This window comes from Micromonospora hortensis (genome assembly GCF_022230935.1).
Taxonomy (GTDB): domain Bacteria; phylum Actinomycetota; class Actinomycetes; order Mycobacteriales; family Micromonosporaceae; genus Micromonospora; species Micromonospora hortensis.
On record NZ_JAKKFE010000029.1, the window covers coordinates 1 to 22246 of the forward strand.

General features: G+C 71.6%; 21 protein-coding genes. 7 read left to right on the forward strand and 14 right to left on the reverse strand.

Annotated features, from left to right (window positions below):
* Window positions 1-396 precede the first annotated feature (396 nt).
* Window positions 397-1743, forward strand: coding sequence for an aspartate aminotransferase family protein (locus NIE111_RS21355; protein ID WP_238686071.1), 1347 nt, complete (start codon window positions 397-399; stop codon window positions 1741-1743).
* A gap of 149 nt (window positions 1744-1892) precedes the next feature.
* Here the strand turns inward: NIE111_RS21355 and NIE111_RS21360 are convergent, their stop codons facing one another.
* Window positions 1893-2261 (reverse strand): DUF3499 domain-containing protein, encoded by a 369-nt coding sequence (locus NIE111_RS21360; protein WP_091394110.1) that lies wholly within the window; start codon window positions 2259-2261, stop codon window positions 1893-1895.
* Between the two features lie 153 nt (window positions 2262-2414).
* Between NIE111_RS21360 and NIE111_RS21365 the strand changes: the two genes are divergently transcribed.
* Entirely contained in the window at window positions 2415-2864 is a 450-nt protein-coding gene (locus NIE111_RS21365) for a metallopeptidase family protein (RefSeq protein ID WP_074316962.1), read from the forward strand.
* A 118-nt stretch (window positions 2865-2982) separates the two neighbouring features.
* Here NIE111_RS21365 and NIE111_RS21370 read toward each other — a convergent pair whose 3' ends face one another.
* The 6 genes from NIE111_RS21370 to NIE111_RS21395 all read right to left on the reverse strand — a co-directional run bounded on the left by NIE111_RS21370 (window position 2983) and on the right by NIE111_RS21395 (window position 9718).
* Complete coding sequence (locus tag NIE111_RS21370) at window positions 2983-3240, reverse strand: WhiB family transcriptional regulator (protein ID WP_007455784.1); 258 nt, start codon at window positions 3238-3240, stop codon at window positions 2983-2985.
* 458 nt (window positions 3241-3698) lie between these two features.
* A complete protein-coding gene (locus NIE111_RS21375; RefSeq protein WP_238686072.1) occupies window positions 3699-4028 on the reverse strand; it encodes a phospholipase in 330 nt (109 codons plus the stop codon).
* A 19-nt stretch (window positions 4029-4047) separates the two neighbouring features.
* Complete coding sequence (locus tag NIE111_RS21380; RefSeq protein ID WP_238686073.1) at window positions 4048-5442, reverse strand: DUF4331 domain-containing protein; 1395 nt, start codon at window positions 5440-5442, stop codon at window positions 4048-4050.
* Window positions 5443-5493: 51 nt separating this feature from the next.
* Entirely contained in the window at window positions 5494-5772 is a 279-nt protein-coding gene (locus NIE111_RS21385; protein ID WP_030486799.1) for a hypothetical protein, read from the reverse strand.
* A gap of 162 nt (window positions 5773-5934) precedes the next feature.
* The gene (locus NIE111_RS21390; RefSeq protein ID WP_238686074.1) at window positions 5935-8478 is read right to left on the reverse strand and encodes a bifunctional FO biosynthesis protein CofGH; all 2544 of its coding nucleotides are present in this window, start codon (window positions 8476-8478) and stop codon (window positions 5935-5937) included.
* A gap of 190 nt (window positions 8479-8668) precedes the next feature.
* Complete coding sequence (locus tag NIE111_RS21395; RefSeq protein ID WP_238686075.1) at window positions 8669-9718, reverse strand: hypothetical protein; 1050 nt, start codon at window positions 9716-9718, stop codon at window positions 8669-8671.
* 98 nt (window positions 9719-9816) lie between these two features.
* On the opposite strand from NIE111_RS21395, the gene cofD reads away from it, so the two are divergent.
* Entirely contained in the window at window positions 9817-10764 is a 948-nt protein-coding gene (cofD, locus tag NIE111_RS21400; RefSeq protein WP_238686076.1) for a 2-phospho-L-lactate transferase, read from the forward strand.
* Window positions 10761-11846: a coenzyme F420-0:L-glutamate ligase gene (locus tag NIE111_RS21405; RefSeq protein WP_238686077.1), complete on the forward strand. Its 1086-nt coding sequence runs from the start codon at window positions 10761-10763 to the stop codon at window positions 11844-11846. The genes cofD and NIE111_RS21405 overlap by 4 nt, the downstream gene beginning before the upstream one ends.
* Window positions 11847-11876: 30 nt before the next feature.
* Here the strand turns inward: NIE111_RS21405 and NIE111_RS21410 are convergent, their stop codons facing one another.
* Window positions 11877-12869, reverse strand: coding sequence for an ArsR/SmtB family transcription factor (locus NIE111_RS21410; RefSeq protein ID WP_238686078.1), 993 nt, complete (start codon window positions 12867-12869; stop codon window positions 11877-11879).
* Window positions 12870-13147: 278 nt separating this feature from the next.
* Window positions 13148-14194, reverse strand: a complete 1047-nt coding sequence (locus tag NIE111_RS21415; protein ID WP_238686079.1) for a DUF4185 domain-containing protein — start codon at window positions 14192-14194, stop codon at window positions 13148-13150.
* Between the two features lie 39 nt (window positions 14195-14233).
* On the opposite strand from NIE111_RS21415, the gene NIE111_RS21420 reads away from it, so the two are divergent.
* Window positions 14234-14851 carry an NUDIX hydrolase gene (locus NIE111_RS21420; RefSeq protein WP_238686080.1) on the forward strand — a complete coding sequence of 206 codons (618 nt, stop codon included), beginning with the start codon at window positions 14234-14236 and terminating at the stop codon, window positions 14849-14851.
* Here the strand turns inward: NIE111_RS21420 and NIE111_RS21425 are convergent.
* The gene (locus tag NIE111_RS21425) at window positions 14820-15911 is read right to left on the reverse strand and encodes a mannose-1-phosphate guanylyltransferase (RefSeq protein WP_238686081.1); all 1092 of its coding nucleotides are present in this window, start codon (window positions 15909-15911) and stop codon (window positions 14820-14822) included. The two genes, NIE111_RS21420 and NIE111_RS21425, sit on opposite strands and share 32 nt — an antisense overlap.
* 63 nt (window positions 15912-15974) lie before the next feature.
* A complete protein-coding gene (locus tag NIE111_RS21430; RefSeq protein WP_238686082.1) occupies window positions 15975-17120 on the reverse strand; it encodes a glycosyltransferase family 4 protein in 1146 nt (381 codons plus the stop codon).
* Between the two features lie 154 nt (window positions 17121-17274).
* Here NIE111_RS21430 and NIE111_RS21435 point away from each other — a divergent pair, with 154 nt between their 5' ends.
* On the forward strand, window positions 17275-17964 hold the full coding sequence (locus NIE111_RS21435) for a TIGR03089 family protein (RefSeq protein ID WP_238686083.1): 690 nt from the start codon (window positions 17275-17277) through the stop codon (window positions 17962-17964).
* A 108-nt stretch (window positions 17965-18072) separates the two neighbouring features.
* Here NIE111_RS21435 and NIE111_RS21440 read toward each other — a convergent pair whose 3' ends face one another.
* Window positions 18073-20070: an acetoacetate--CoA ligase gene (locus NIE111_RS21440; RefSeq protein WP_238686084.1), complete on the reverse strand. Its 1998-nt coding sequence runs from the start codon at window positions 20068-20070 to the stop codon at window positions 18073-18075.
* Between the two features lie 143 nt (window positions 20071-20213).
* Window positions 20214-20732, reverse strand: coding sequence for an acyl-CoA thioesterase (locus NIE111_RS21445; protein WP_196928284.1), 519 nt, complete (start codon window positions 20730-20732; stop codon window positions 20214-20216).
* A gap of 23 nt (window positions 20733-20755) precedes the next feature.
* On the opposite strand from NIE111_RS21445, the gene NIE111_RS21450 reads away from it, so the two are divergent.
* Window positions 20756-21427, forward strand: a complete 672-nt coding sequence (locus NIE111_RS21450) for a hypothetical protein (RefSeq protein ID WP_238686085.1) — start codon at window positions 20756-20758, stop codon at window positions 21425-21427.
* Window positions 21428-21464: 37 nt separating this feature from the next.
* On the opposite strand, the gene NIE111_RS21455 is transcribed toward NIE111_RS21450, so the two are convergent.
* Window positions 21465-22241, reverse strand: coding sequence for a thioesterase II family protein (locus tag NIE111_RS21455; protein WP_238686086.1), 777 nt, complete (start codon window positions 22239-22241; stop codon window positions 21465-21467).
* Between the last annotated feature and the right edge of the window lie 5 nt (window positions 22242-22246).

The following is a 22246-nucleotide window of genomic DNA, read 5'->3' on the forward strand; positions in this document are numbered from 1 at the left end:
GGGAGGCGCGAGCCGGGAGGCGCGAGCCGGGAGGCGCGAGCCGGGAGGCGCGAGCCGGGAGGCGCGAGCCGGGAGGCGCGAGCCGGGAGGCGCGAGCCGGGAGGCGCGAATCCGGGAGGGCACATGGCGCGGCCTCGACAGGACGGCCGCGATGCCGCAAACGATTCAGCTCCAAAGGCAGCCACCAGCACACCTCCGCCTCCAGCCGGCCGTCGATCAACCAGTCCGCGGCAGTACGGATTCCGTTGCATCCATGACGCCTGTGCGCTAAATCCGTCGCCAACCGACCGTGATACCGCCGATAACACTTGCTTCCGAGGTTGAGACTGTGCGATAACCGTTGGCAGAGCGGCCGGCCTCACCCCTTTGACCGGCCCGACGACCGATGGGGCTGACATGGCCAACGCCACCGACCACCTCTGGATGCACTTCACCCGGATGGCGAGCTACTCCGCCGGTGAGGTGCCGACCATCGTGCGCGGCGAGGGAGCGTACGTGTGGGACGCGCAGGGTCGCCGCTACCTGGACGGGCTCGCCGGGCTTTTCGTTGTCAACGCCGGCCACGGCCGTACCGAACTGGCCGAGGCCGCCGCCAAGCAGGCCGGCGAGCTGGCCTACTTCCCGCTCTGGTCGTACGCGCACCCGAAGGCCATCGAGCTTGCCGAGAGGATCGCGGCGCTCACCCCCGGCGACCTCAACCGGATCTTCTTCACCACCGGCGGCTCCGAGGCCGTCGAGGCGGCGTGGAAGCTGGCCCGCGCCTACTTCAAGCGCACCGGGAAGCCCAACAAGTACAAGGTGATCAGCCGGTACATCGCCTACCACGGCACCTCCATGGGCGCCCTGTCGATCACCGGCCTGCCCGGCATCAAGAGCGACTTCGAGCCACTGGTGCCGGGCGCGATCAAGGTGCCGAACACGAACTTCTACCGGGCGCCCGAGCATGGCGACGACGCCGAGGCGTTCGGCCGCTGGGCCGCCGACGAGATCGGTAGGGCCATCGAACGGGAAGGGCCGGACACTGTCGCCGCGGTCTTCCTTGAGCCTGTGCAGAACTCCGGCGGGTGCTTCCCACCACCACCCGGCTACTTCGAGCGGGTACGGGAGATCTGCGACGCGTACGACGTGCTGCTCGTCTCGGACGAGGTGATCTGCTCCTGGGGGCGGTTGGGCGAGTACTTCGGCGCGGTGCGCTACGGCTACCAGCCGGACATCATCACCACTGCCAAGGGCATCACCTCCGGCTACGCCCCGCTCGGCGCGATGATCGCCAGCGACCGGTTGATGGAACCGTTCCTCACCGAGACCGGCATGTTCGCCCACGGGGTGACCTTCGGCGGGCACCCGGTCTCCTGCGCGGTGGCCCTGGCCAACCTGGAGGTGTTCGCCCGCGAGGACCTGGTCGGGCACGTACGCGCCAACGAGGACGCCTTCCGGGCCACCCTGGAGAAGCTGTACGACCTGCCGATCGTCGGCGACGTCCGCGGCGACGGCTACTTCTACGGCATCGAGCTGGTCAAGGACAAGACCACCCGGGAGACCTTCACCGAGGCCGAGTCGGAGCGCCTGTTACGCGGCTTCCTCTCGACCGCCCTGTTCCAGGCGGGTCTCTACTGCCGGGCCGACGACCGGGGCGACCCGGTCATCCAGCTGGCCCCACCCCTGATCGCCGAGCAGCAGCACTTCGACGAGATCGAGCAGATCCTCCGCACGGTCCTAACCGAGGCCTGGACCAAGCTCTAACCCCACCCACCCACCCACCCACCGCTGTTGATCAAGAGGTTTGCGTCAAAAACGCGCCGGCTAATGACCGAAACCTCTTGATCAACCCCGGGAAGGGGGCGGGGCGGGGGCGCGAGGGGGGCGGGGGCCGGGGGCTGGGGGGTGCGGGGTTAGTGGTTGGGGGGGATTACCCGGAGGTGGCCTCGGCGGCCGGTCTGGTGGGGGTTCTCGGGACGGTTTTGGTCCGGCTCCGGGGGGCGGGGGGCCGGGCGGGCGGCTTCGCGGACCGCTTCGGCGAGCGCGACCAGGTCGTCAGTGGTGGGCGGCGGTGGCTCGAACTCGCCCTCGTGCCGGACGACGTCCCAGCCCCGCGGCGCGGTCAGGCTGCGGGCGTGCGGCTCGCACAGGTCGTACGTGTGCGGCTCGGCGAACGCCGCCAGCGGCCCCACCACCGCTGTCGACTCGTTGTAGACATAGGTCAATGTGGCGACCGCTTGCCGGGGGCAGCCGTTACGGGAGCAGCGCCGTGGTGACCTCACGTGCGGCAGGGTATCTCCATTACCGGGTCCGGCGCATCGCTTCGCGTTGCGACACGCCCGTCATGGTGATCACAGTCGACCGTCCTGGGCGCGCCGCGCCACGAGAGCGGCGCTGCCGCTGACCAGCCCGACGCGGGCGCTACCCTTTGCCTCATGACGAGCCCGGAACACCGCCGCCCCGGCTCCGGCCGGCGTGCGCATCGTGACCGGCACGGGCGCGGCCTGCGCGGGCGGCTGGTTCCGGCCACCGTACCGTTGGCGCGAACCAAGGCCGAGGTCTTCGACGACCTGGTCCTGGACACCGTCGAGACGCTGGAGCGTCGGTTCGCCAAGGAGTTGGCCGGGGTCGAGTTCGCGGTCGAGGACGTCCCGCCGGACCTGAACGTCTACGACTCGGACGTGCTGGAGGACGGCGAGGTCCCGTTGGCCCGGCTGCTGCCCGGCCGCCCGGGCCGGCAGGAGGTGCCGCCGCGGATCGTGCTGTACCGGCGGCCCCTGGAGTTCCGGGCGATGGACCGTGAGGACCTCGCCGATCTCGTCCATGACGTGATCATCGAACAGGTGGCGAACCTTCTCGGGGTAGACCCGGACGAGCTCGCCTGAGCCAACCCCCGAGCCTGAGCCAACCCCCGAGCGGAGAGTCGGGCGGCCCCCACCGCCTCGACCTCACACCGCTCAGGCGGCCCCCCGCGCAGACCCACACCGCCCGGACCTGCACCGCTCAGGCGGCCCGCCGCTTCAACTTGCGCCGCTCCCGCTCGGAGAGCCCACCCCAGATGCCGAACCGCTCGTCGTGACCCAGTGCGTATTCGAGGCACTCGGTCTTGACCTCGCAACGCGAGCAGATCCGCTTCGCCTCGCGGGTCGAGCCGCCCTTCTCGGGAAAGAACGCCTCGGGGTCGGTCTGCGAGCACAACGCCCGCTCCTGCCACTCCGGCGCGTTTCCGAGCAGGTCGGCCACCTCAAGCTGGCCGTCCATCAAATGCCTCCTTGTCGCGCACCGGCGTCATCGCCGCTGCAACCCCCCACGCGAAAGGCGTGCTTGTCCGTCCGGTCCCGTTTTGTTGCGTTCCGTGCGAACAACCCCATTCAAATTACACGCGTGTAATGCGTGCGCCGTCAAGCCAAACTTGATAATGGAGTCGCCCTCCCGACACCCCCGGCCGGCCACTCGGGCCGTCCAGCCTCGCAACCTGCCCTATCGATTCAGACCCCGGCCGAGTAACGCCCTCTCCGGCGAGTTGCCCGACTTTTCTGCCGTGGCGCTTCTCCGACGAGTCGCCGACCGGACGGCACCAGAGACCTCCACCCCTAAGCTGATCTTGGTGGGGGACAGGTTAACGCGGCGCGGCGCAGACTGCCCGTCAAGCCGCGGACAGCACTCGCGCCCCGTCCACAATGTGGACAGGGCGCGGTGGTGAAAACGAGGTTCCGGGGTCAGCCGGCGACCCCAAAACTACTGCTGGGCCAGGCAAACTCGGCTATCTCTCCACCATGGACAGAAATCGTGCCGGCGGGCGTACGATCGTCCCACCAGACGGTATACATTCCGCTCGGCAGATCGGGATAGACCGCACTGTGGAACGAGCCGTCCCGCACCCGACGCTCACGCACCGCCGAGTGGACCCGCCGGTCGTCGTCGCGACTGATCTCGATCTCCCGGCCGTGCAGATCCGGGCCCGTGTAGACGATCAGGGCACCGGTGTCACCGCCCAGATCGAGGACGACCGTCCCGGTCTCCGACGGCCCGTACGCGTGCTCGTGCATTCGCTCGCCCCCGGCCCGATCAGGACGCCGCCGGCGGGTTGTTGAACCCGTCGTACGGCGTACCCAGGTAGGGGAAGTTTCCGAGGAACGGCGCTGTCACGTCGGCGGCGCTCAGCCCAGGGGTGACAGCGGCGGCCGCCGCGTCCGGCTTGAACGTCTTGTCCACCAGCGGGACGGTGACCCCGGCGATGGCCCGCAACGCGATGCTGACCACGTCGTCGCCGACCCGCCGCCCGTTCGGGAACCCGGCCAGGTCGCCACCGAGCACCCCGAACCGGTCCGGCCGCCTGGTCGGTGGGATCGCCGTGTTCAGTCGCAGCATGTCGGCCTGCACGTCGCCGGTGGCGTTGGTGAAGCCGTCGATCAGCCCGGCGGGCACGCCGGTGAGCAGGATCGCCACCAGGTCGGCTCGGGCCTTCTTCGCCTTGGTGAGCTTGTCCAGGTTGGGAAAGACGTCCGGGTAGAGCGCCGGCAGCAACGCGGCCAGCTCCGGTTGCTCGACGAACTGGGCGAACCGCTTGTCCTCCGACGGTGGCAGCGAATTCCACAGGTCCTTCTTGGACATCGGCACGATGACCTCGTTGAACAGCGGATTTCCCAACCGCGAGACCTGGGTGAACGGGCCGGTGCTGGTGTCCGCTCCGCCCCGGTCGCCGAGCACCCGCACCTGCCGACGTGACGCCGACGTCCACACCCCGATCACCGACGCCCGATCGGCGGCACCGTAGCGGTTGGCGCGCCGACGTACCCGCTCCAGCGGCACCTGCACCGCGATGCTGTGCACGTTCATCCGGTCGGTGGCGTTTACCGGCTCCCCCTCGGCCTTGAAGATCTTCTTCCCGGCGACGTGCAGCTGCTGGAACGGCCGCAGCGTGCCGAGGTCGAAGATCGCCCCGAGGTCCACGAAGAACCCGTCGGCGCGTTGCCCGGCGAAGACCCGCTCCCCCGTGGACAGCGAGTAGGTGGCCTGCCGCACCAGGTCGGCGTACTTCGGGGTGGACAGCGGGCCGACGTTGCACGGCGGGCACTGCAGCTTGTGCGCCAACCGGTGCTCGCGGCCGTCGGCCACCCTGGTCAGGCTGTAGAACTGCCGCCGGTTCCAGTTCTTGCTGTCCAGCGAATCGATCGGACCGGTGTTGTAGAGAAAACTGTTCGGGTTGGTGATCTCGGTGGTGAATTCGAACCGGTAGGTGACATCCGGACGACCGTCACCGTCGTTGTCGATATGGATCTCGTACCGCACGTCGTCGCCGAACTCGAAGAAGTTCGGGCCCCCGGAGGGGAGCTGCAACGGCACGTAGTTGGCGATCAACGTGACCGTGTCGCGTTTGTCGGGGCTGACGAACGCGTACAGGTCGGAGCTGTCGGCGACCGGATCCTTGGCTATCTCCGGGGCCTCGCGGTGGGAAGACATGACGGACCAACCTCACTGGGCGGGGACAGGATGGCGGGGCGGAGGGTCGGGTCAGCGCCGGGCGGCGCGCCGCAGCCGGTCCGCCAGGCCGCGGTCGCGTACCTCGATGCGCGTCTCACCGACGAAGACGTCCATCGTTCCCGAGGCGGCGTCACGCAGGTGCACGACGATCGGTTCGTCGGCTCGTCCGGCCGCGCCGGGGGCGTTCTGCGCGGCCGACAGGCCCGGCACTGTGAGCGCGGCGGCGCCGAGGGTGGCGCTGGCCGCGGCGGTCAACGTCTGCCGGCGGGTCAGTCGCGGCCACTGCCGCTTCCGCTGATCACTGGTCATGGGCAACCTTTCCGGCGGTGGCGCGAGCGCGCCCGCGGAGACGGACGGGTCCGGTGCCGTCTCGCGACGCCGCCGGGCCCCTGAGGGGACACCGGCGGCGGTCCTCGCCGCGACCGCCACCGGCATCGCGTGGTACGGCCGGGGGCGGGGAAAGGTTCGACGTCAGGGGCGGGCGTGACCGTACGCAGTCGACCGCTTGCGCGCCGGACGACCGGCGGCCTTCGCGATGGCCCGCAACTGCTCCTCGGTACGCGCCGAACCGTTGTCGGAACCGGCCATCCGGGAGATGGTCTCCTCCATCAGCGTGCCGCCGAGGTCGTTGCAGCCGCCCTGGAGCATCGCGACAGTGCCCTCGTCGCCGAGCTTCACCCAGGAGCACTGGATGTTGTCGATCCGGCCGTGCAGCAGCAGCCGGGACATGGCGTGCACCACCCGGTTCTCCCGCCAGGTCGGCCCGGGTCGGGCGATACCCGCCAGATAGATCGGAGCATTCGTGTGCACGAACGGCAGCGCCACGAACTCGGTGAACCCGCCCGTGCGGTCCTGCACCCCGGCCAGCACCCGGAAGTGCGCCAGCCACTGCCCGGGGTGGTCGACGTGGCCGTACATCATCGTGGAGCTGGACCGGATGCCCAGCTCGTGCGCGGTGCTGACCACCTCGACCCAGGCGGCGGCCGGGAGTTTGCCCTTGGTCAGCACCCAGCGCACGTCGTCGTCGAGGATCTCGGCGGCGGTGCCCGGAATGGTGTCCAGCCCGGCCTCACGCAACTGGAGCAGCCACTCACGGATCGGCACCCCGGCCTTCGCGGCGGCGGTGACGATCTCCATGGGCGAGAACGCGTGCACGTGCATCTCGGGCACCCGGGCCTTGATCGCGCGCACGATGTCGGCGTACCCGGTGACCGGCATCTTCGGGTCGATGCCGCCCTGGAGGCACACCTCGCTGGCGCCGGCGGCCCACGCCTGCTCGGCCCGGTCCGCGACCTGCTCGACGGAGAGCCGGTACGCGTCGGCGTCCCGCTCACGCTGCGCGAACGCACAGAACCGGCAGCCCACGTAGCAGACATTGCTGAAGTTGATGTTGCGGTTGACCACGTAGGTGACGTCGTCGCCGACCACCGCGCGGCGCACGTCGTCGGCGAGGCGGCACACCTCGTCGAGCGCCGGCCCGTCCGCGCCGAACAACGCCAGCGCGGCCTCGGTGTGCGCGGGGTCGAGCAGGGCCGCCGGGTCGTCGGCGGCGAGCCGCAGACCGGCCGCCAGGTCACGGTCCGCACCACTCCCGGCCGGTGCCACGGGTACGCCAGCCCGGCGGGCGGTCGCCTCCGGGGTGACCTTGCCAGCGACCTCGGCCCAGTCGCCGTAGACGCTGTCGAAGTCGCCGCGCCGGTCGTCGGTGCGGCCGGTGGTGTCGATGGTGGCGTGCAGGTCGACCCGCCCGCCGAACACCTCCTCCGGCTCCTGCCACGGTCGTCCCTGCGGCATCGCCGACTCGACAGCCATGCCCGTCGACGGATCGGCCAGGGCGCCGACGTGCGGCAGCAACCGTGGGTCGAGCCACGGGTCACCCGCGCGCACGTACTCGGGGTAGATCGTCAACCGCTCCCGCAGCGTGAACCCGGCCAGCTCGGTGTGCCGGGCCAGCTCGTCGATCTGCGGCCAGGGGCGCTCCGGATTGACGTGGTCGGGGGTGAGCGGGGAGACGCCACCCCAGTCGTCGATGCCGGCGCGCAACAGCAGGTCGTACTCGCCGGCGATGAGGTTCGGCGGGGCCTGGATCCGGGCCTTCGGGCCGAGCAGCAGCCGGGCCACCGCCACAGTGGCGGCCAGATCGTGCAGCTCCGCGTCCGGCATGCCGCGCATCGCCGTGTCCGGCTTGGCGCGGAAGTTCTGCACGATCACCTCCTGGAGGTGCCCGTACTCCCGGTGGGCGCGGCGGATCGCGAAGAGCGCGTCCACCCGCTCCGCCGAGGTTTCCCCGATGCCGATCAGGATGCCGGTGGTGAACGGCACCCCGACCCGCCCCGCGTCCTCGAGCACCCGCAAACGGACCGCCGGCTCCTTGTCCGGCGAGCCGAAGTGCGGGCCACCCGGCTCGGACCAGAGCCGGGTCGCTGTCGTCTCCAACATCATGCCCATGCTCGGCGCGACCGGCTTGAGCCGTTGCAGCTCCGACCAGGACAGCACCCCGGGGTTGAGGTGCGGCAGCAGACCTGTCTCCTCCAGCACCGCCACCGCACAGGCGCGCAGGTAGTCCAGGGTGGAGTCGTAACCGCGCTCGTCCAACCAGGTCCGGGCCGCCGGCCAGCGTTCCTCCGGCCGGTCACCCAGTGTGAACAGCGCCTCCTTGCAGCCCTGCGCGGCACCGGCCCGGGCGATCGCGAGGACCTCGTCGCGGTCCAGGAACGGCGCCGGCAGCCGGTGCGGCACTGTCGCGAAGGTGCAGTAGTGGCAGCGGTCCCGGCAGAGCCGGGTCAGCGGAATGAAGACCTTCTTGGAGTACGTGACCACACCCGGCCGCCCGGCCTCGCGCAGCCCGGCGTCGCGGATTCCCCCGGCGAGCCGGAGCAGTTCGTCGAGCGCGTCGCCACGAGCGGACAGCAGCGCGGTCGCCTCGTCGACATCAAGCGCCCGCCCGTTCGCGGCCCGGCCCAGGGCCCGCCGCACGCTCGCATCGCTCGGGCCGGAGTGGGTGCGATCAACCATCCACTCACCCTATGCGCAGCCCGACGCGACCCAACCAGTCCCAGCCCGCACCGTGGGAAACGGCACCCCCCGGCCGACCTCCCGGCCGCCCTCCCGGTTGATCATGAAGTTATTGCCACGACACGCCGCGTGATCGGGCAATAACTTCATGATCGACGGGGGTTGGTGGGGGCCGACGGGGTTGGCGGAATCAGCGGGGCTGGTCGGGGTGGTCGTTGGGCTTGATGTGCTGGGTACGGTCGGTGTCCGGGTCGGCCGGGTGGGAAATGACCTCGGTCGGGTCTGCGGACTGGCGCGGGATCGCCTGAGTCGGGTCGGCCGACGGAGGCTGCCCGAACGGCGGCGGCGCGGCCGGGGACGGCGGCACCGACTGGGGGGCGGGGTTCGTCGGCGGCGCGGACTGCGGGAACGGCGGCGCGGACTGCGAGAACGGCGGCGCGGACTGCGGGTGCGGTGGAGCCGACTGCGGGTGCGGCGGAGCGGACTGCGGGTGCGGTGGAGCCGACTGCGGGGCCTGGAACGGCGGCGACTGCTGGCCGTACTGGCCGGCCTGCGGGTAGCCACCGGCCTGCGGGTAACCACCAGCCTGCGGGTAGCCACCAGGCTGACCAGCCTGCGGGTGTCCGCCAGGCTGGCCGGGAGCGGGCCATCCGCCCTGCGGCTGGCCGCCGGGCTGACCCGGGGCAGGCCAACCGCCCTGCTGCTGCGGCCAGCCCGGCTGGGGCTGGCCGTAGACGCCAGGCTGCGGCTTGGGCCGCGGCACGTAGTAGTGGGCGCGCCAGATGGTGTAGACCACCCAGGCGGCGATCGCGAAGATCACCATCCAGGCGAACCGGGTGAGCACGCCGAGCAGCGCATCGAGCACCTCGGCCTCGGCCAGCCGGCCCACCGTCCAGATCAGCATGGTCAGCGTGCCGAACAGTGCGCTGACCGCGTACTCGACGACGGCTGTCTGCGTGATCAGCTTCGCCTTCGCCAGCACCGGCGAGATGTGCGTGGCCAGCAGCACCGCCAGCAGCGGGAGGCCCACCGCCTCCACCCCGACGAACGCGGAGAAGGCGCTGCCCGCGCGGTCGGTGAAGGAGCCGTAGTCGTTCGGGGCGATGAGCCGGAGCAGGCCCACGAAGAGGAACACGGCGTTGGCGCCAAGCAGCGCGAGCGCGGCGAGCTCCCGTAGCGGCTTGGTCAGCTGGCGGGCCTGCGTCGCGTCGGCGGACGCGGGCTCGGCGGGGCTGGTCACGAGCTCCCCCTCGGGGCATCAACGGACAGGGCGCACGTGAGCCTAGTCTCTGGGGCCACCGACGGATCGGAGGCGTCACGTGCGCGAGGATGGTCGACATGCGCATCGTGGTTCTGGCCGGCGGCATCGGCGGCGCCCGGTTCCTGCTCGGGGTCCGGGCGTACGCCCGTGACGTCGGCGCGGAGGTGACCGCCGTTGTCAACGTCGGCGACGACCTGTGGTTACACGGGTTGAAGATCTGCCCCGACCTGGACAGCGTCATGTACACCCTCGGCGGGGGCGCCGACCCGGAACGGGGCTGGGGTCGGGTCGGCGAGAGCTGGACTGTCAAACAGGAGTTGGCCGCGTACGGGGCGGAGCCGACCTGGTTCGGCCTCGGCGACAAGGACATCGCCACCCACCTGGTCCGCAGCACCATGCTCAACGGCGGTTACCCGTTGAGCGCGGTGACCGAGGCGCTGGCCAGCCGCTGGGAGCCGGGCGTACGCCTGTTGCCGGCGACTGACGACCGCCTGGAGACCCATGCCGTGGTGGAGGACGACCAGGGCCAGCGGGCGATCCACTTCCAGGAGTGGTGGGTGCGGTACCGGGCCGACATCACCACCCACCGTTTCGTGTTCGTCGGCGCGGAGACGGCGAAGCCGGCCCCCGGGGTGCTGGACGCGATCGCCTCGGCCGACCTGGTGCTGATCGCGCCGAGCAACCCGGTGGTGAGCGTCGCGCCGGTGCTGGCCGTACCGGGGCTGCGTGCGGCGGTGGCGGACGGCCCGGCGCCGGTGGTGGGTGTCTCGCCGATCATCGGCGGCGCGCCGGTGCGGGGGATGGCCGACCGTTGCCTGGCCGTGCTCGGTACGGAGTGCAGCGCGGCCGGGGTTGGCCGGCTCTACGGCGGTCGGGCGAGCGGCGGCCTGCTCGACGGTTGGCTGGTGGCCGAGGAGGACGCGGGCACTGTGGTGCCCGAGGTGACGGTCCGCGCGGTGCCGCTGCGGATGACCGACGAGGCGGCGACGGCGGCCATGGTCCGCGCCGCGGTGGAGTTGACGTGAGGCTGGAGATCCTGCCGGTGCTCGGCATCGGTCACGTGACCGAGGGTGACGACCTGGCCGCGGTGATCGCTACCGCCGCGCCGTGGCTGCGCAACGGCGACGTGCTGGTGGTGACCAGCAAGATCGTCTCCAAGGCCGAGGGGCGGTTGGTCGACGTGCCGGCGGACGGGCCGGAACGGCTGGCAGCCCGGGACGAGGTCCTGGCCGGTGAGACCGCCCGGGTGGTCGCCAGCCGGGGGGCTACCCGGATCGTGCAGACCCACCACGGCTTCGTCATGGCCTCGGCGGGGATCGACGCGTCGAACGTGGACAAGACCCAACTGGTGCTGCTGCCGGTCGACCCGGACGCCTCGGCACGGGCTCTGCGCGACGCGTTGCGGGAGCGATACGACCTGGACCTGGCCGTGATCATCAGCGACACGATGGGCCGGCCCTGGCGCAACGGGCTCACCGACGTGGCGCTCGGGGTGGCCGGGATGCCGGCCATCCGCGACCACCGGGGCGAGGTCGACCCGTACGGCAACGAGTTGCAGTTGACCCAGATGGCAGTGGTGGACGAGCTGGCGGGTGCCGGCGAACTGATCAAGGGCAAGTGCGATCAGGTCCCCGTCGCGGTGGTGCGGGGCTACCTGCCGGCCACCGTCTCGGACGACGCCGGTGGCGCGCGGGCGCTGATCCGCGACGCGGCACAGGACCTGTTCTCGCTCGGTACCGCCGAGGCCCACGCCGCCGGGCTCTCCGACGCCGCGACCCTGACCGACGGCCCCGGCCCGACACCGGCCGACCTGACCGCGGTGCGACGGGCAATCGACGAGGTCGCCGGGCTGGTCGCCCCCGGCACGGTCTTCACACTGGTCGACGAGGCCGAGGTACGCGCCGGCCTGGTCGCTGAGATGCCCGGGTGGCCGGATGGCGCCGACCTGCTGCTCGGCTCGGCCCCGACGCCCGTCGAGCCGTTCGGTCTGGTCCGCTTCGGCGCCGACCTGCACCGACTGCGCGTCGCATTGGCCGCCCAGGGCGTCGGGTCGACTCTGTTGCCGCCACCGCCCGGCAGCCCGGCGAGCGCCGCGCTCGCCCTGTAGAACCGCCCTCGGCCGGTACGAACGGCCGGGTCACGCGTCCAGCATGGCCCGGCCGAGCGGGGTCAACGTGTGCAGCACGCTGTTGCGTTCGCGGTGGCTGACCAGCAGACCAGCGTTGCGCAGCACCGTAGCGTGTTGGCTCGCCGCCGCCGGTGAGATGTTGAGCTGGCGGGCGACCTCGCCGGTGGTGCAGCCCTCGTCGCTGGCCTGCAAGACCGCTGCCCTGGTGCGGCCCAGCAGCGCGGCGAGTGATTCGCGGGCAGCACCGGACGCGGCGCCGGCGTCGGCGGAGACCAGGGCACCCAGCCGGTCCACCGGGTAGACCAGCACCGGTGGCAGCGCCGGGTCGAGCAGTGCGACAGGGGTGGCCGCGCAGAAGAACGACGGCACCAGCAGCAGCCCACGGCCGTCCAGGTGCAGCTCCCGACTGTGCGGGTAGCTGTGGACCTCCAGCACCCCGCTCTCCCAGCGCATCGTCGGCCGAAGGCTGCTGAGCAGGCCCTCGACGCCGCCGTCGAGCAGCGCCCGCGCCCGCCGCGTGCGGTCCGCCGCAACCGCGGCCTGGATCCGGCCCCAGTACGGGCTGATCGCCAGCGATCGGTACTGCTCCATCGACTCGGCCAGGTGGTGCAACGCCGACACCTCACCGCGAGCGAGCGCGGCCGCCGAGGAAGGCAGCTGGTTCTCGGCGGCCAGCACGCTCAGGTCCCGGTGCAGCAACTCGGTGGGGGTACGGCGGAGCGCGTCCAGCCCGGCCTCGAAGCCCTCGACGCTGGCGTACGGGGTGAGGAAGTCCGGGAAGTAGCCACGCGGCGGGTTCAGCGCGAAGAGCAGGCGGAGCTGCTCGGACGCGGAGTCCTGGCGCAGGTCCCGGGCCACGCTGCGCCGCCAGTTGGCCGTCAGCGGGTCGCGGGTGCGGCCGCGAAGCACGTGCAGGCTGAGGACCAGCTCCCAGACCGGGTCCGCCGCCGGCGCCACCCGGGTCCGGAGGATGTCCTCCCCAGAAAAGTGGATCTTCAGCATGGAGCGCTCCTGTGTCGCCGGCAGGGGGATGCCGGATGACCGTTCGACTCTACCTGGCTGGCAGTAACCTCCATCTTTAAGCCTGGACTGAAAAACCTCGACGCCTCCGGGGCCGGTTCGGCATGCTTCCCATGCCCGAACACGGCGCCGTGCGTCCTTGACGCCCGTGCTGCCGGGCACCGGGACCGGGGAGGCCCCGGTGATCGGACGGCACCACGAGGGTCTGCGGCCCTTGTTCCGCAGAGGTGCCGTCCGGTCATCCCGCCCCCGGTGCCGGCTCAGCCGACCCAGAGCGCGACCCGATGGTCCTCGTCCGTGACGTAGAACGACAGTCCGTCCAGCTCCGCCACCCCCTCGACGTGGTGAAACGGGGCCAGGTCCGCCACCTGCTCCCCGACGAGCCGCCGCCCGGCGTCCGCCTCGCCACCGGTGAGCCGGAAGCGGACGTGCCGCGAGGTGACCTCGCCCCCGCCCGGATGGTCGTCGAGCAGGACCGACCCCTTGCCCAGCGCGTCGATCGAGCCGATCACGGCCGCGTACCCGCCGTCCGCCGTCGGGGTGATCGCGCGGAAGCCGGTCAGTTGCCCTGGCGGGGTGACACCTGTCAACACGTACGCGCCCAACGCCCGCGGCCACGCCCGCTCGGCGGTGAACATGCCCGGCACACCGGCCACCTCGACCAGGATCGGCTCACCGGCGTCGGTGACCGGAAAACGCAGCCCGAGCAGCACCGTCCCGGCCGGGGTGAACGCCGCCGCCTCCACGTTCAACGGCAGGTCGTCCGGGGCCAACCGGCTCACCCAGCTCTTCTCCCGGACGGTCCCCCGGGCCAGCGTCTCCACGATGAACCGTTCCCGCACCCGCTCCCCCGCCGGCAGGAGGGTCAGCGGCGCCGCGGCGAGAGCGTCGTTCACCACCCGGTGCAGTCGAAACGAGTTGCGTACCACGTGCACCGGCACCGGCCCGACCGCCGCGTCGTCCTCGCGGAACCGGGCCACGAAGGCGCGCCGAGGTCGCAGCGGGCCAGCCTTCGAGCCGAAGTGGGAACCGAAGACGTACACCCAGCCGTCGTGATGGGCGAGCGCCTCACCGTCCTCGGTTCGCCCGTTCTCCACACCGGCATCCGCCCGCACGTGCACTGCCGTCCACTCCCCGGCGTCGCGCTCCAACAGCAGCGCGAGGCAGCGCTCCACCGGCCCCTCGTCCAGCACCGTCCAGAAGCCCCGCCGGGCACCGTACGCGCGCAGCAGCGCCGCCGACCGCACCGGCAGCAGATCGCTGGCCTCGTTACCGGCCACCACGAATTCGACGAGTCGCACTGTCACCGAGCCAGCGTACGGAGCACACGCTCGTACAGTGGCGGGGTGCCCGACACCGTGATCACCGGCCCGACCGCCCAGACGAGCGACCCCGAGACGTACCGGGCGCTGCACACCGACGCCGTCGCCTTGCTGGAGGGCTGGCAGCCCACCAGCCCGGGTGCTGCCGAAGCGCGGGACCGGACCCTCGCGCTGCTCGCCGCCGGTCCGATCGCGATGAGTCGGCAGCACCGGCCCGGGCACGTCACCGCCAGCGCGTTGGTGCTGGACTCCACCGGCTCGCGGGTGCTGCTCTGCCTGCACGTCAAGTTCGGGTGGTGGGTGCAGCTCGGCGGGCACTGTGAGCCGGTCGACCAGACCCTTGTCGCCGCCGCCCTCCGCGAGGCCACCGAGGAGTCCGGAATCGCCGGCCTGCGCATCGACCCGGTGCCGATCGACGTGGACGTGCACCCGGTTCAGTGCCAGGGCGGCTCGGCGCACCACGACGTACGGTTCGCGGTGATCGCTCCGCCCTCGGCGGTGGAGCAGGTCAGCGACGAGGCCGAGGCGCTGGGCTGGTTCCCACCGGACCAGCTCCCCGAACCACTGGCCGGCGGGACCGCGCAACAGGTCGCGCCGGCACTCGCCGCGCTCAGACGTAGCCCTCTTCGCCTCGCTCCTTGAGCTCGTCGACCAGGGCCTTGACGTCCTGCGCCCGGTCGCGCGGGCAGACCAGCACCGCGTCCGGGGTGTCCACCACGATCAGGTCGCGCAGACCGAGCACTGCCACCAACCGACCCGACTGCGGAACGACAACGAGGTTGCTGCTGTCTCGTAGCAGCACGCCCGGCTTGGCCTCCGTGCCGAGCACCACGTTGCCCGCGTCGTCGGCCGGCAGCACGTCGCCCAGGGTGTGGAAGTCACCGACGTCGTTCCAGCCGAAATCGCCCGGCACCGTCGCGACTCGACCCGCCGTGGCCGCGCCCTCCATCACCGCGTAGTCGACGGAGATCTTCGGCAGGGTCGGCCAGATCGCGCCGAGGACGTCGTCCTGTTCCGGGGTGCCCCAGGCAGCGGCGATGGCGGCGACGCCAGCGTGCAGCGCCGGCTGTTGGCGGGCCAGCTCGGCGAGGAAGACGTCCACCCGCCACACGAACATGCTCGCGTTCCACAGGTGCCGGCCCGAACGGACGTACGCCTCGGCGACCTCAGCGGCCGGCTTCTCCTTGAACTCGGCCACCTGTCGCCACGGCACACCCTCGGTCGGATCGCCGGTCTCGAGGTAGCCGTAACCGGTCTCCGCACGGGTCGGAGTGATCCCGACGGTCATCAGCATGCCCTGCTCTGCCCCGCGGACCGCCTCCTGGACAGTGCGGACCCAGCTGTCCGGGTCGCGGATCAGATGGTCGGCAGCGAAGCTGCCCATCACCGCGTTCGGGTCACGCGCCGCGATCACCGCGGCAGCCAACGCGATCGCCGCGCAGGAATCCCGGGGGGAGGGCTCGACCAGGATGTTCTCCTCCGGCAGCACCGTCAGCTGCCGCGCCACCGCCGCGACGTGCGCGGCACCGGTGACCACAAGGGTCCGATCCGGTGTGGTCAGCGGCGCGAGCCGTTCGACTGTCGCCTGGAGCAGCGAGGCGCTGGTGCCGGTCAGCGGGTGGAGGAACTTGGGATGGCCAGCGCGGGACAACGGCCACAACCTCGTGCCACTGCCACCTGCCGGAATGACCGCATAGAGCATCCGCACATCATGCCCGACGTACCTGCCCAAAGTGGCACGGGTCACCCGCGACGGCGCGGAGGGTCAGGAACGGGCGCGACTCCACGCCGCGATGTGCACCTCGGCGCTGGACTCCCAGGTGAACTCCTTGGCCCGATCGAACCCCGCCTTCGCCAGCGACAACCGCCGCTGCTCGTCGTCGAGCAGGGCGGCCAGGTCGATGCCGATCTGCTCCGGGTCCTCCGAGGTGTACGCGACCGCGTCGCCGCCCACCTCGGGCAGCGAGAGCCGGGGCGTGGTGAGCACCGGGGCGGCGCACGCCATCGCCTCCAGGATCGGCAGCCCGAACCCCTCGCCGTAGGACGGGTACGCGGCGACCAGGGCACCGCCGAGGAAACCCGGCAGGTCGGCGTAGCGCAGGTAGCCGGGGCGCAGCAGACGCAGGTGCGACGGCACCTCGGCCACCGCCCGGTCGATGTCCTCGTCGTGCCCCTGCCCACCGGCGATCACCAGGGCCGGCGGGTCGACCCGGTCAGCCACGGCCCGCGCCCACCCACGGATCAGGTTGGGCACGTTCTTTCGAGGCTCCTTGGCACCGAGGAAGGCGACGTAGCTGCTGTTGCCCAGCCCCAGACGCGCGCGTACCCGGGCCTTCTCCTCCTCGGTGGGAGCGTGGAAGGCAGCCTGGTCGACGCCGTGGTAGGCCACGTCGATCCGCGTCGGGTCGGCGTCGAGCAGCCGGATCAGCTCGTCCCGGGTGGCCTTGCTGGGCACGATCACCCGATCGGCGCGGCGCAACGAGGTCTTGATGGCGCTGCGGAAGAACGTGCGGCGCGACTTGTCGTAATGCTCCGGCTCGGTGAAGAACGTCGCATCGTGCACGGTGACCGTGACCGGACACCCGGCCCGCAGCGGGCAGGTGTAGAAGGGCGAGTGCAGCACCTCTGCGCCCACCTGTTGGGCGAGCAGCGGCAGGCCGGTCTGCTCCCAGGCGAGCCGGGCCGGGCGGTGCGCCACGGCGGCCGGGGCCGGGATGATCTCCGCGCCCGGCAGCATGCGGGTGTACCTCTCCAGATCGGTGCGGAGACTGACCACCGCCAGCTCCACCCCCGACCCGCACACCTTGCCGAGGGCACCGAGCAGACCGTCGACGTATCGACCGACACCACCACGGTCGGTGGGGACACTCGTGGCGTCGATGAGCACGCGGGGCGGGCGACCGGCGGTCACGGGGCGACTCCTTGAACTGGCGGGCCTGTGGGGAACAACACTCCGGGGGTAAAGCCTACGCCGGGGCGCGGGGCCGACGCTGACTGCGACCCGACGGTACGCCGACTTGTCATCGTCATCGAGTACGGCCCGCACTGGCGTATCGTTCGCGCCGATGGCCGACAACATTGCCCGGGTGTTCGCCGACGCGATCGCGACCGACCCGACCCGACCGCTGCTCACCTGGTACGACGACGCCACCGGCGACCGCACCGAACTCTCCGGCGTCACAGTGGCGAACTGGGTGGCGAAGACCGCGAATCTCCTCGTCGACGAGGTCGGCCTCGCGCCGGGCACCCCGGCCGGGGTGCTGCTGCCGCCACACTGGCAAACCGCGGCGGTGCTGCTGGCCTGCTGGTCGGCCAAGCTGAGCGTCGTCGACACGCCGGGCGAGGTGGGGGTGCTCTTCGCCGCCGCCGACCAGTTCGACGAGGCGCAGTCCTGGTCCGCCGACGAGCGGTACGCCCTCGGGTTGGCCCCGCTCGCCGCCCCGCTTCGGCAGGTGCCGCCCGGCTTCGCCGACTACGTCGTCGAGGTACGCGCCCACGGCGACCACTTCACGCCGCAGTCCGGCAGTGGCCCCACCGACGCGCACCTGCTGAGTCGCGCCGAGGCCCGCGCCACCGAGTTGGGCATCGAGCCCGGCGCGCGGGTCCTGGTTGACGCCACCCGCTATCCCGACCCGGTCGACTGGCTGCTGGCCCCGCTGACCCGGGCCGCCACAGTCGTCCTCTGCGCCAACCAGGACCCGGCCCGCCTGGCCAGCCGCCAAGCCACCGAAAAGGTCACCCAAACCCTCCCGTAACCGCCCCCGCCCCGCCCCGCCCCGGCGATCTTGCAGTTTCGGTTGTCGAGATGGGTGGGATGCCCCTTAGGTCGGGACAGAAAGTGCAAGATCGCGGGGGGACGGGGGTCAGGACGTCGCGCGGGACTGGGCCAGGGCGGCGAAGGCGGTGAGGGACTCGGGGTTGACCAGGGCACCCTTGGCCGCCGCCTGGTCTACCGGGGTGCCGGTGAGGATCTTCTTGACCGGCACCTCCAGCTTCTTCGCCGAGAGGGTGCGGGGCACCGAACGCACCTGGTGGATCTCGTCGGGCACGTGCCGGGGTGAGAGCGCCGTGCGCAGTTCACGGCAGATCTTCGCGCGCATCGGGTCGTCCAACTCCAGACCCTCCGCCAGCACCACGAAGAGCAGCAGCTCACCGGCGCCGCCCTCGTCGTCCTCCAGGTGCACGACGACCGAGTCGACCACCTCGTCGAGCCCTTCCACCACCGAGTAGAACTCGGCGGTGCCGAGCCGCACCCCACCGCGGTTGAGGGTGGCGTCGGAGCGGCCGGTGATCACGCAGCCACCCCGCTCGTTGATGGTGATCCAGTCACCGTGGCGCCAGACGCCCGGGTAGACGCCGAAGTACGCCTCCGCGTAGCGGGTGCCGTCCGTGTCGTTCCAGAAGCCCACCGGCATGCTCGGCATCGGTTCGGTGATCACCAGCTCGCCCAGCTCACCGATGACCGGCGTGCCGTCGGCGGAACGAGCCTCCACCTTGGCGCCCAACGCCCGGCAGGCGATCTCACCGGCGTACACCGGCAGCAGCGGCACCCCGCCGACGAAACCGGTGCACACGTCGGTGCCACCGGAGAGCGACTGGAGCTGGACGTGGTCGCCCACTGTCTCGTACACCCAGCGGAAGCCCTCGGCGGGCAGCGGCGCACCTGTGGAACCCACGCCCCGCAGCGTCGACAGGTCGGCGACCTCCCGGGGGACCAACCCGGCCTTACGGCAGGCCAACAGGTACGGCGCGGAGGTGCCGAAGTACGTCGTCCCGGTCTCCGCCGCCAGCCGCCACAGCCCGCCGAGGTCAGGCTCGGCCGGCCGGCCCGGCTCAGCACGGACCCCCGGGTTGCCGTCGAAGAGCACGATGGCCGCCCCCACCGCCGGGCCGGAGACCAGGAAGTTCCACATCATCCAGCCGGTGGTGGTGAACCAGAAGAACCGGTCGGCCGGGCCCAGATCGTGGTGCAGGGCGAGCATCTTCAGGTGCTCCAGCAGGATGCCGCCGTGGCCGTGCACGATCGGCTTCGGCAGCCCAGTGGTGCCCGAGGAGTACAGCACGTAGAGCGGGTGGTCGAACGGCACCGGCGTGAACGTCAAGGGCTCGTCGGTGGGTGCGGCCAGCTCGGCCCAGCCCAGCGCGCCCTCGGGCGCGGGACCCGTCGGGTCGAGGTAGCCGATGCTGACGGTGTGACGCAGCGACGGTAGGGCGGCCCGGATCGCGGCGACCTCGGCGCGCCGGTCCACCGGCTTGTCGCCGTACCGGTAGCCGTCCACCGCGACCAGCACCGTCGGCTCGATCTGCTGCCAACGGTCGGTGACGCTGCGGGTGCCGAACTCGGGCGCGCAGGACGAGAAGATCGCTCCCAGGCTGGCGGTGGCCAGCAGCAGCACGTACGTCTCGGCGATGTTCGGGGCGTACGCCGCCACCCGGTCACCGGCGGTGACGCCGAGCCGGCGCAGCCCGGCCGACACCCGGCGGACCTGCTCGCGCAGCTCACCGGCGCTCAACGTGTCCGGCGGGCGGGTCTGCCCGTGGGAGATCACCACCGGGTCGTCGTCGGCCCGCCCCGGCATCCGCAGCACGTTCTCCGCGTAGTTGAGGGTGGCGTCGGGGAACCAACGGGCGCCGGGCATCCCCCGCTCGGCCAGGGTGGCGGACGGCGGAGTGTGCGCGATCACCTCGAAGTGGTCCCAGATCGAACGCCAGAACCCGTCCAGGTCGGTGGTGGACCAGCGCCACAGCGCGTCGTAGTCGGCGAAGTCCAACCCGCGGTGCTCCCGCAGCCAGCGCAGGTAGGCACCGATCCGGGACCGCTCACGTACGTCCGCCGGCGGCGTCCACAGCATGTCACCCACTGCTCCACCCTCCCCCTGGCCCGACACGACACTGTGACTGGGCCGTGGCGCCATCTTGCCCTACCTCGAAGCGCCATTCTGCGCACCGGGTAGGCCAACCGACGCGTGCCCGTCCCACACTCCAACCCGCCACCTCATGTGGGTCAGCCGGCGCGGTGGGCCTGGATGGCGCGGCGGCGGGCCAACCGGTGCGCGCGGCGGATCTCCGCCTCCTTGTACCGGCGCTCGTCCTCAGCGGTCTCCGGCAGCACCGGGCGGACCGTGCGAGGCGCCCCACCCACGTCCACGCCAACGAACACCAGGTACGCGGTGGCGACCCGGACCGGCGCGTCCTCGGCCGAGTCCCACCGTTCGGCGACCACCCGCACGCCCACCTCCATGGAGGTCTGGCCGGTCCAGTTCACCTGGGCGTGCGCGTGCACCAGGTCGCCGACCCGGACCGCCTCGGAGAAGACGATCTCGTCGATCGCCGCGGTCACCGCGGTCCCGCCGCTGTGTCGGGCGGCAGCGGCACCGGCCACATCGTCGACGAACTTCATCAGAACTCCGCCGTGCACGGTGCCGTAGAGGTTGACGTCCACCGCGGTCATGATCTTGCTGAGAGTGACGCGCGAGTACGACGTCGGCTTGCCGGTTGGAGCGGCGGAGAGGTGCTCAGTCATGTCGAAAACGGTACGGTGCGCGGATGCGACATCTCTGGAGCTTCCTCGCCGGGCTGGTGGTGGCGCCCATCACCTGGGTGCTGGTCACACTGGGGCAGGACGGGTCGAGCCGGACGGTCGACCGCTGGGTGGAGATCGGCACGTTCAACACCGCCAACCTGATCGAGCCGGCCGTGTACCTCGGTGTCGGCGGTGTCCTGCTGGGCCTGCTCGGCACGCTGCGCTTCTCGCCGCTGGGCCCGTTGGTGGCCGGTGCGCTGCTGGTCACCCCGTACGTCGGGATGTTCGTGGCGCCCTTCTCGGTGCGGGATGCGATCCCGCACGAGTGGAAGGTGTTCGGCGATCCTCTGCCGCTGCGACTGCCGGTCGAGAACGGCACGCTCTTCCTGCTCGGCCTGCTACTGCTGATGGCGACCTTCAGCCAACAGCGTTGGCGGCAGTGGCCGAGCCCGGCGACCGAACCGGCCGCGGCACCCACCCCCGCGTCGGACGGAGGCCCCCGCAACGACGACTTCACGTTGACCGACTGGCCGGCCCCCACCCCCGCGGAGCGCGACACCGCGCCCCTCACTCTCGGTTACCCGGCCGACTCGACACCGACCGAGCCGCTGCCCCGCCGGGTGGGTGGCGAATCACCCTGGTCCGCCCCACCGCGCGGCCAACCGCGCCCCGAGGACACCACCGAGATCCGCTGATCGCCGGGGCGGGCCGGGTGACCGGCCCGCCCTCCGTCTAACTCCCCGCCGCCAGGGTGGCCCGGACGGTGCCCAGCAGGGCGTCCCGGGCCGTCATCGGGAAGAAGTGCCCGCCCGGCAGCACGTGCAGGGTGGACCCGGCAGACGTCTGCTCCCGCCACGGCGCGACCCGATCCGGCGGCACCTCCCGGTCCCGGTCCCCCGCGAAGGCGACGATCGGGCAGCTCAGCGGCGGCTCCGGCCGGTACTCGTAGGTCTCGCAGAGCGCGAAGTCGGCGCGGATGGCGGGCAGGAGCAGGTCGAGCAGTTCGCGTTCGGCCAGGATCTCCTCGTCCAGACCGCCCAGCTCACGCAGCCGTTCGACGACCACCGCGTCCGGTTGGTCGTGAATGTTCGGCAAGGTACGCCGCAGCGTCGGCGCGAGGCCACCGGCGGCGAAGAGAACCCGGGGCGGCGGCACCGCGCGGCGGCGCAGTTCGCGGGCCAGCTCGAAGGAGACCAGCGCCCCCATACTGTGCCCGAACAGGGCGTAGGGCACCCCCAGCTCGGGTGCCAGCGCCGGGGCGAGGGCCTCCACCAGCTGCCGCACCCCGGTGTACGCCGGCTCACGCCAGCGGGACTGCCGCCCGGGCAGCTCGACGGGGCAGACCTCGACGTCGTCGCCGAGCAGCTCCTGCCACCCGTGGTACGCCGAGGACCCACCACCGGCGTACGGCAGGCAGATCAGTCGGACGGCGGGGGTGACGCGGCGGCGCGGCCCGGCGGCCAGCCAGCCCTGGGCGCGGCCGGGCGGGTGGGTGGTGAGGCGGTTCACGGAAC

Excerpts from the sequence above, each read along its gene's own strand:
- NIE111_RS21355 (WP_238686071.1), top strand. The coding sequence starts at position 397 with ATGGCCAACGCCACCGACCACCTCTGGATGCACTTCACCCGGATGGCG.
- NIE111_RS21365 (WP_074316962.1), top strand. The coding sequence starts at position 2,415 with ATGACGAGCCCGGAACACCGCCGCCCCGGCTCCGGCCGGCGTGCGCAT.
- NIE111_RS21370 (WP_007455784.1), bottom strand. The coding sequence starts at position 3,240 with ATGGACGGCCAGCTTGAGGTGGCCGACCTGCTCGGAAACGCGCCGGAG.
- NIE111_RS21375 (WP_238686072.1), bottom strand. The coding sequence starts at position 4,028 with ATGCACGAGCACGCGTACGGGCCGTCGGAGACCGGGACGGTCGTCCTC.
- NIE111_RS21380 (WP_238686073.1), bottom strand. The coding sequence starts at position 5,442 with ATGTCTTCCCACCGCGAGGCCCCGGAGATAGCCAAGGATCCGGTCGCC.
- NIE111_RS21385 (WP_030486799.1), bottom strand. The coding sequence starts at position 5,772 with ATGACCAGTGATCAGCGGAAGCGGCAGTGGCCGCGACTGACCCGCCGG.
- NIE111_RS21390 (WP_238686074.1), bottom strand. The coding sequence starts at position 8,478 with ATGGTTGATCGCACCCACTCCGGCCCGAGCGATGCGAGCGTGCGGCGG.
- cofD (WP_238686076.1), top strand. The coding sequence starts at position 9,817 with ATGCGCATCGTGGTTCTGGCCGGCGGCATCGGCGGCGCCCGGTTCCTG.
- NIE111_RS21410 (WP_238686078.1), bottom strand. The coding sequence starts at position 12,869 with ATGCTGAAGATCCACTTTTCTGGGGAGGACATCCTCCGGACCCGGGTG.
- NIE111_RS21425 (WP_238686081.1), bottom strand. The coding sequence starts at position 15,911 with ATGCTCTATGCGGTCATTCCGGCAGGTGGCAGTGGCACGAGGTTGTGG.
- NIE111_RS21435 (WP_238686083.1), top strand. The coding sequence starts at position 17,275 with ATGGCCGACAACATTGCCCGGGTGTTCGCCGACGCGATCGCGACCGAC.
- NIE111_RS21445 (WP_196928284.1), bottom strand. The coding sequence starts at position 20,732 with ATGACTGAGCACCTCTCCGCCGCTCCAACCGGCAAGCCGACGTCGTAC.
- NIE111_RS21450 (WP_238686085.1), top strand. The coding sequence starts at position 20,756 with ATGCGACATCTCTGGAGCTTCCTCGCCGGGCTGGTGGTGGCGCCCATC.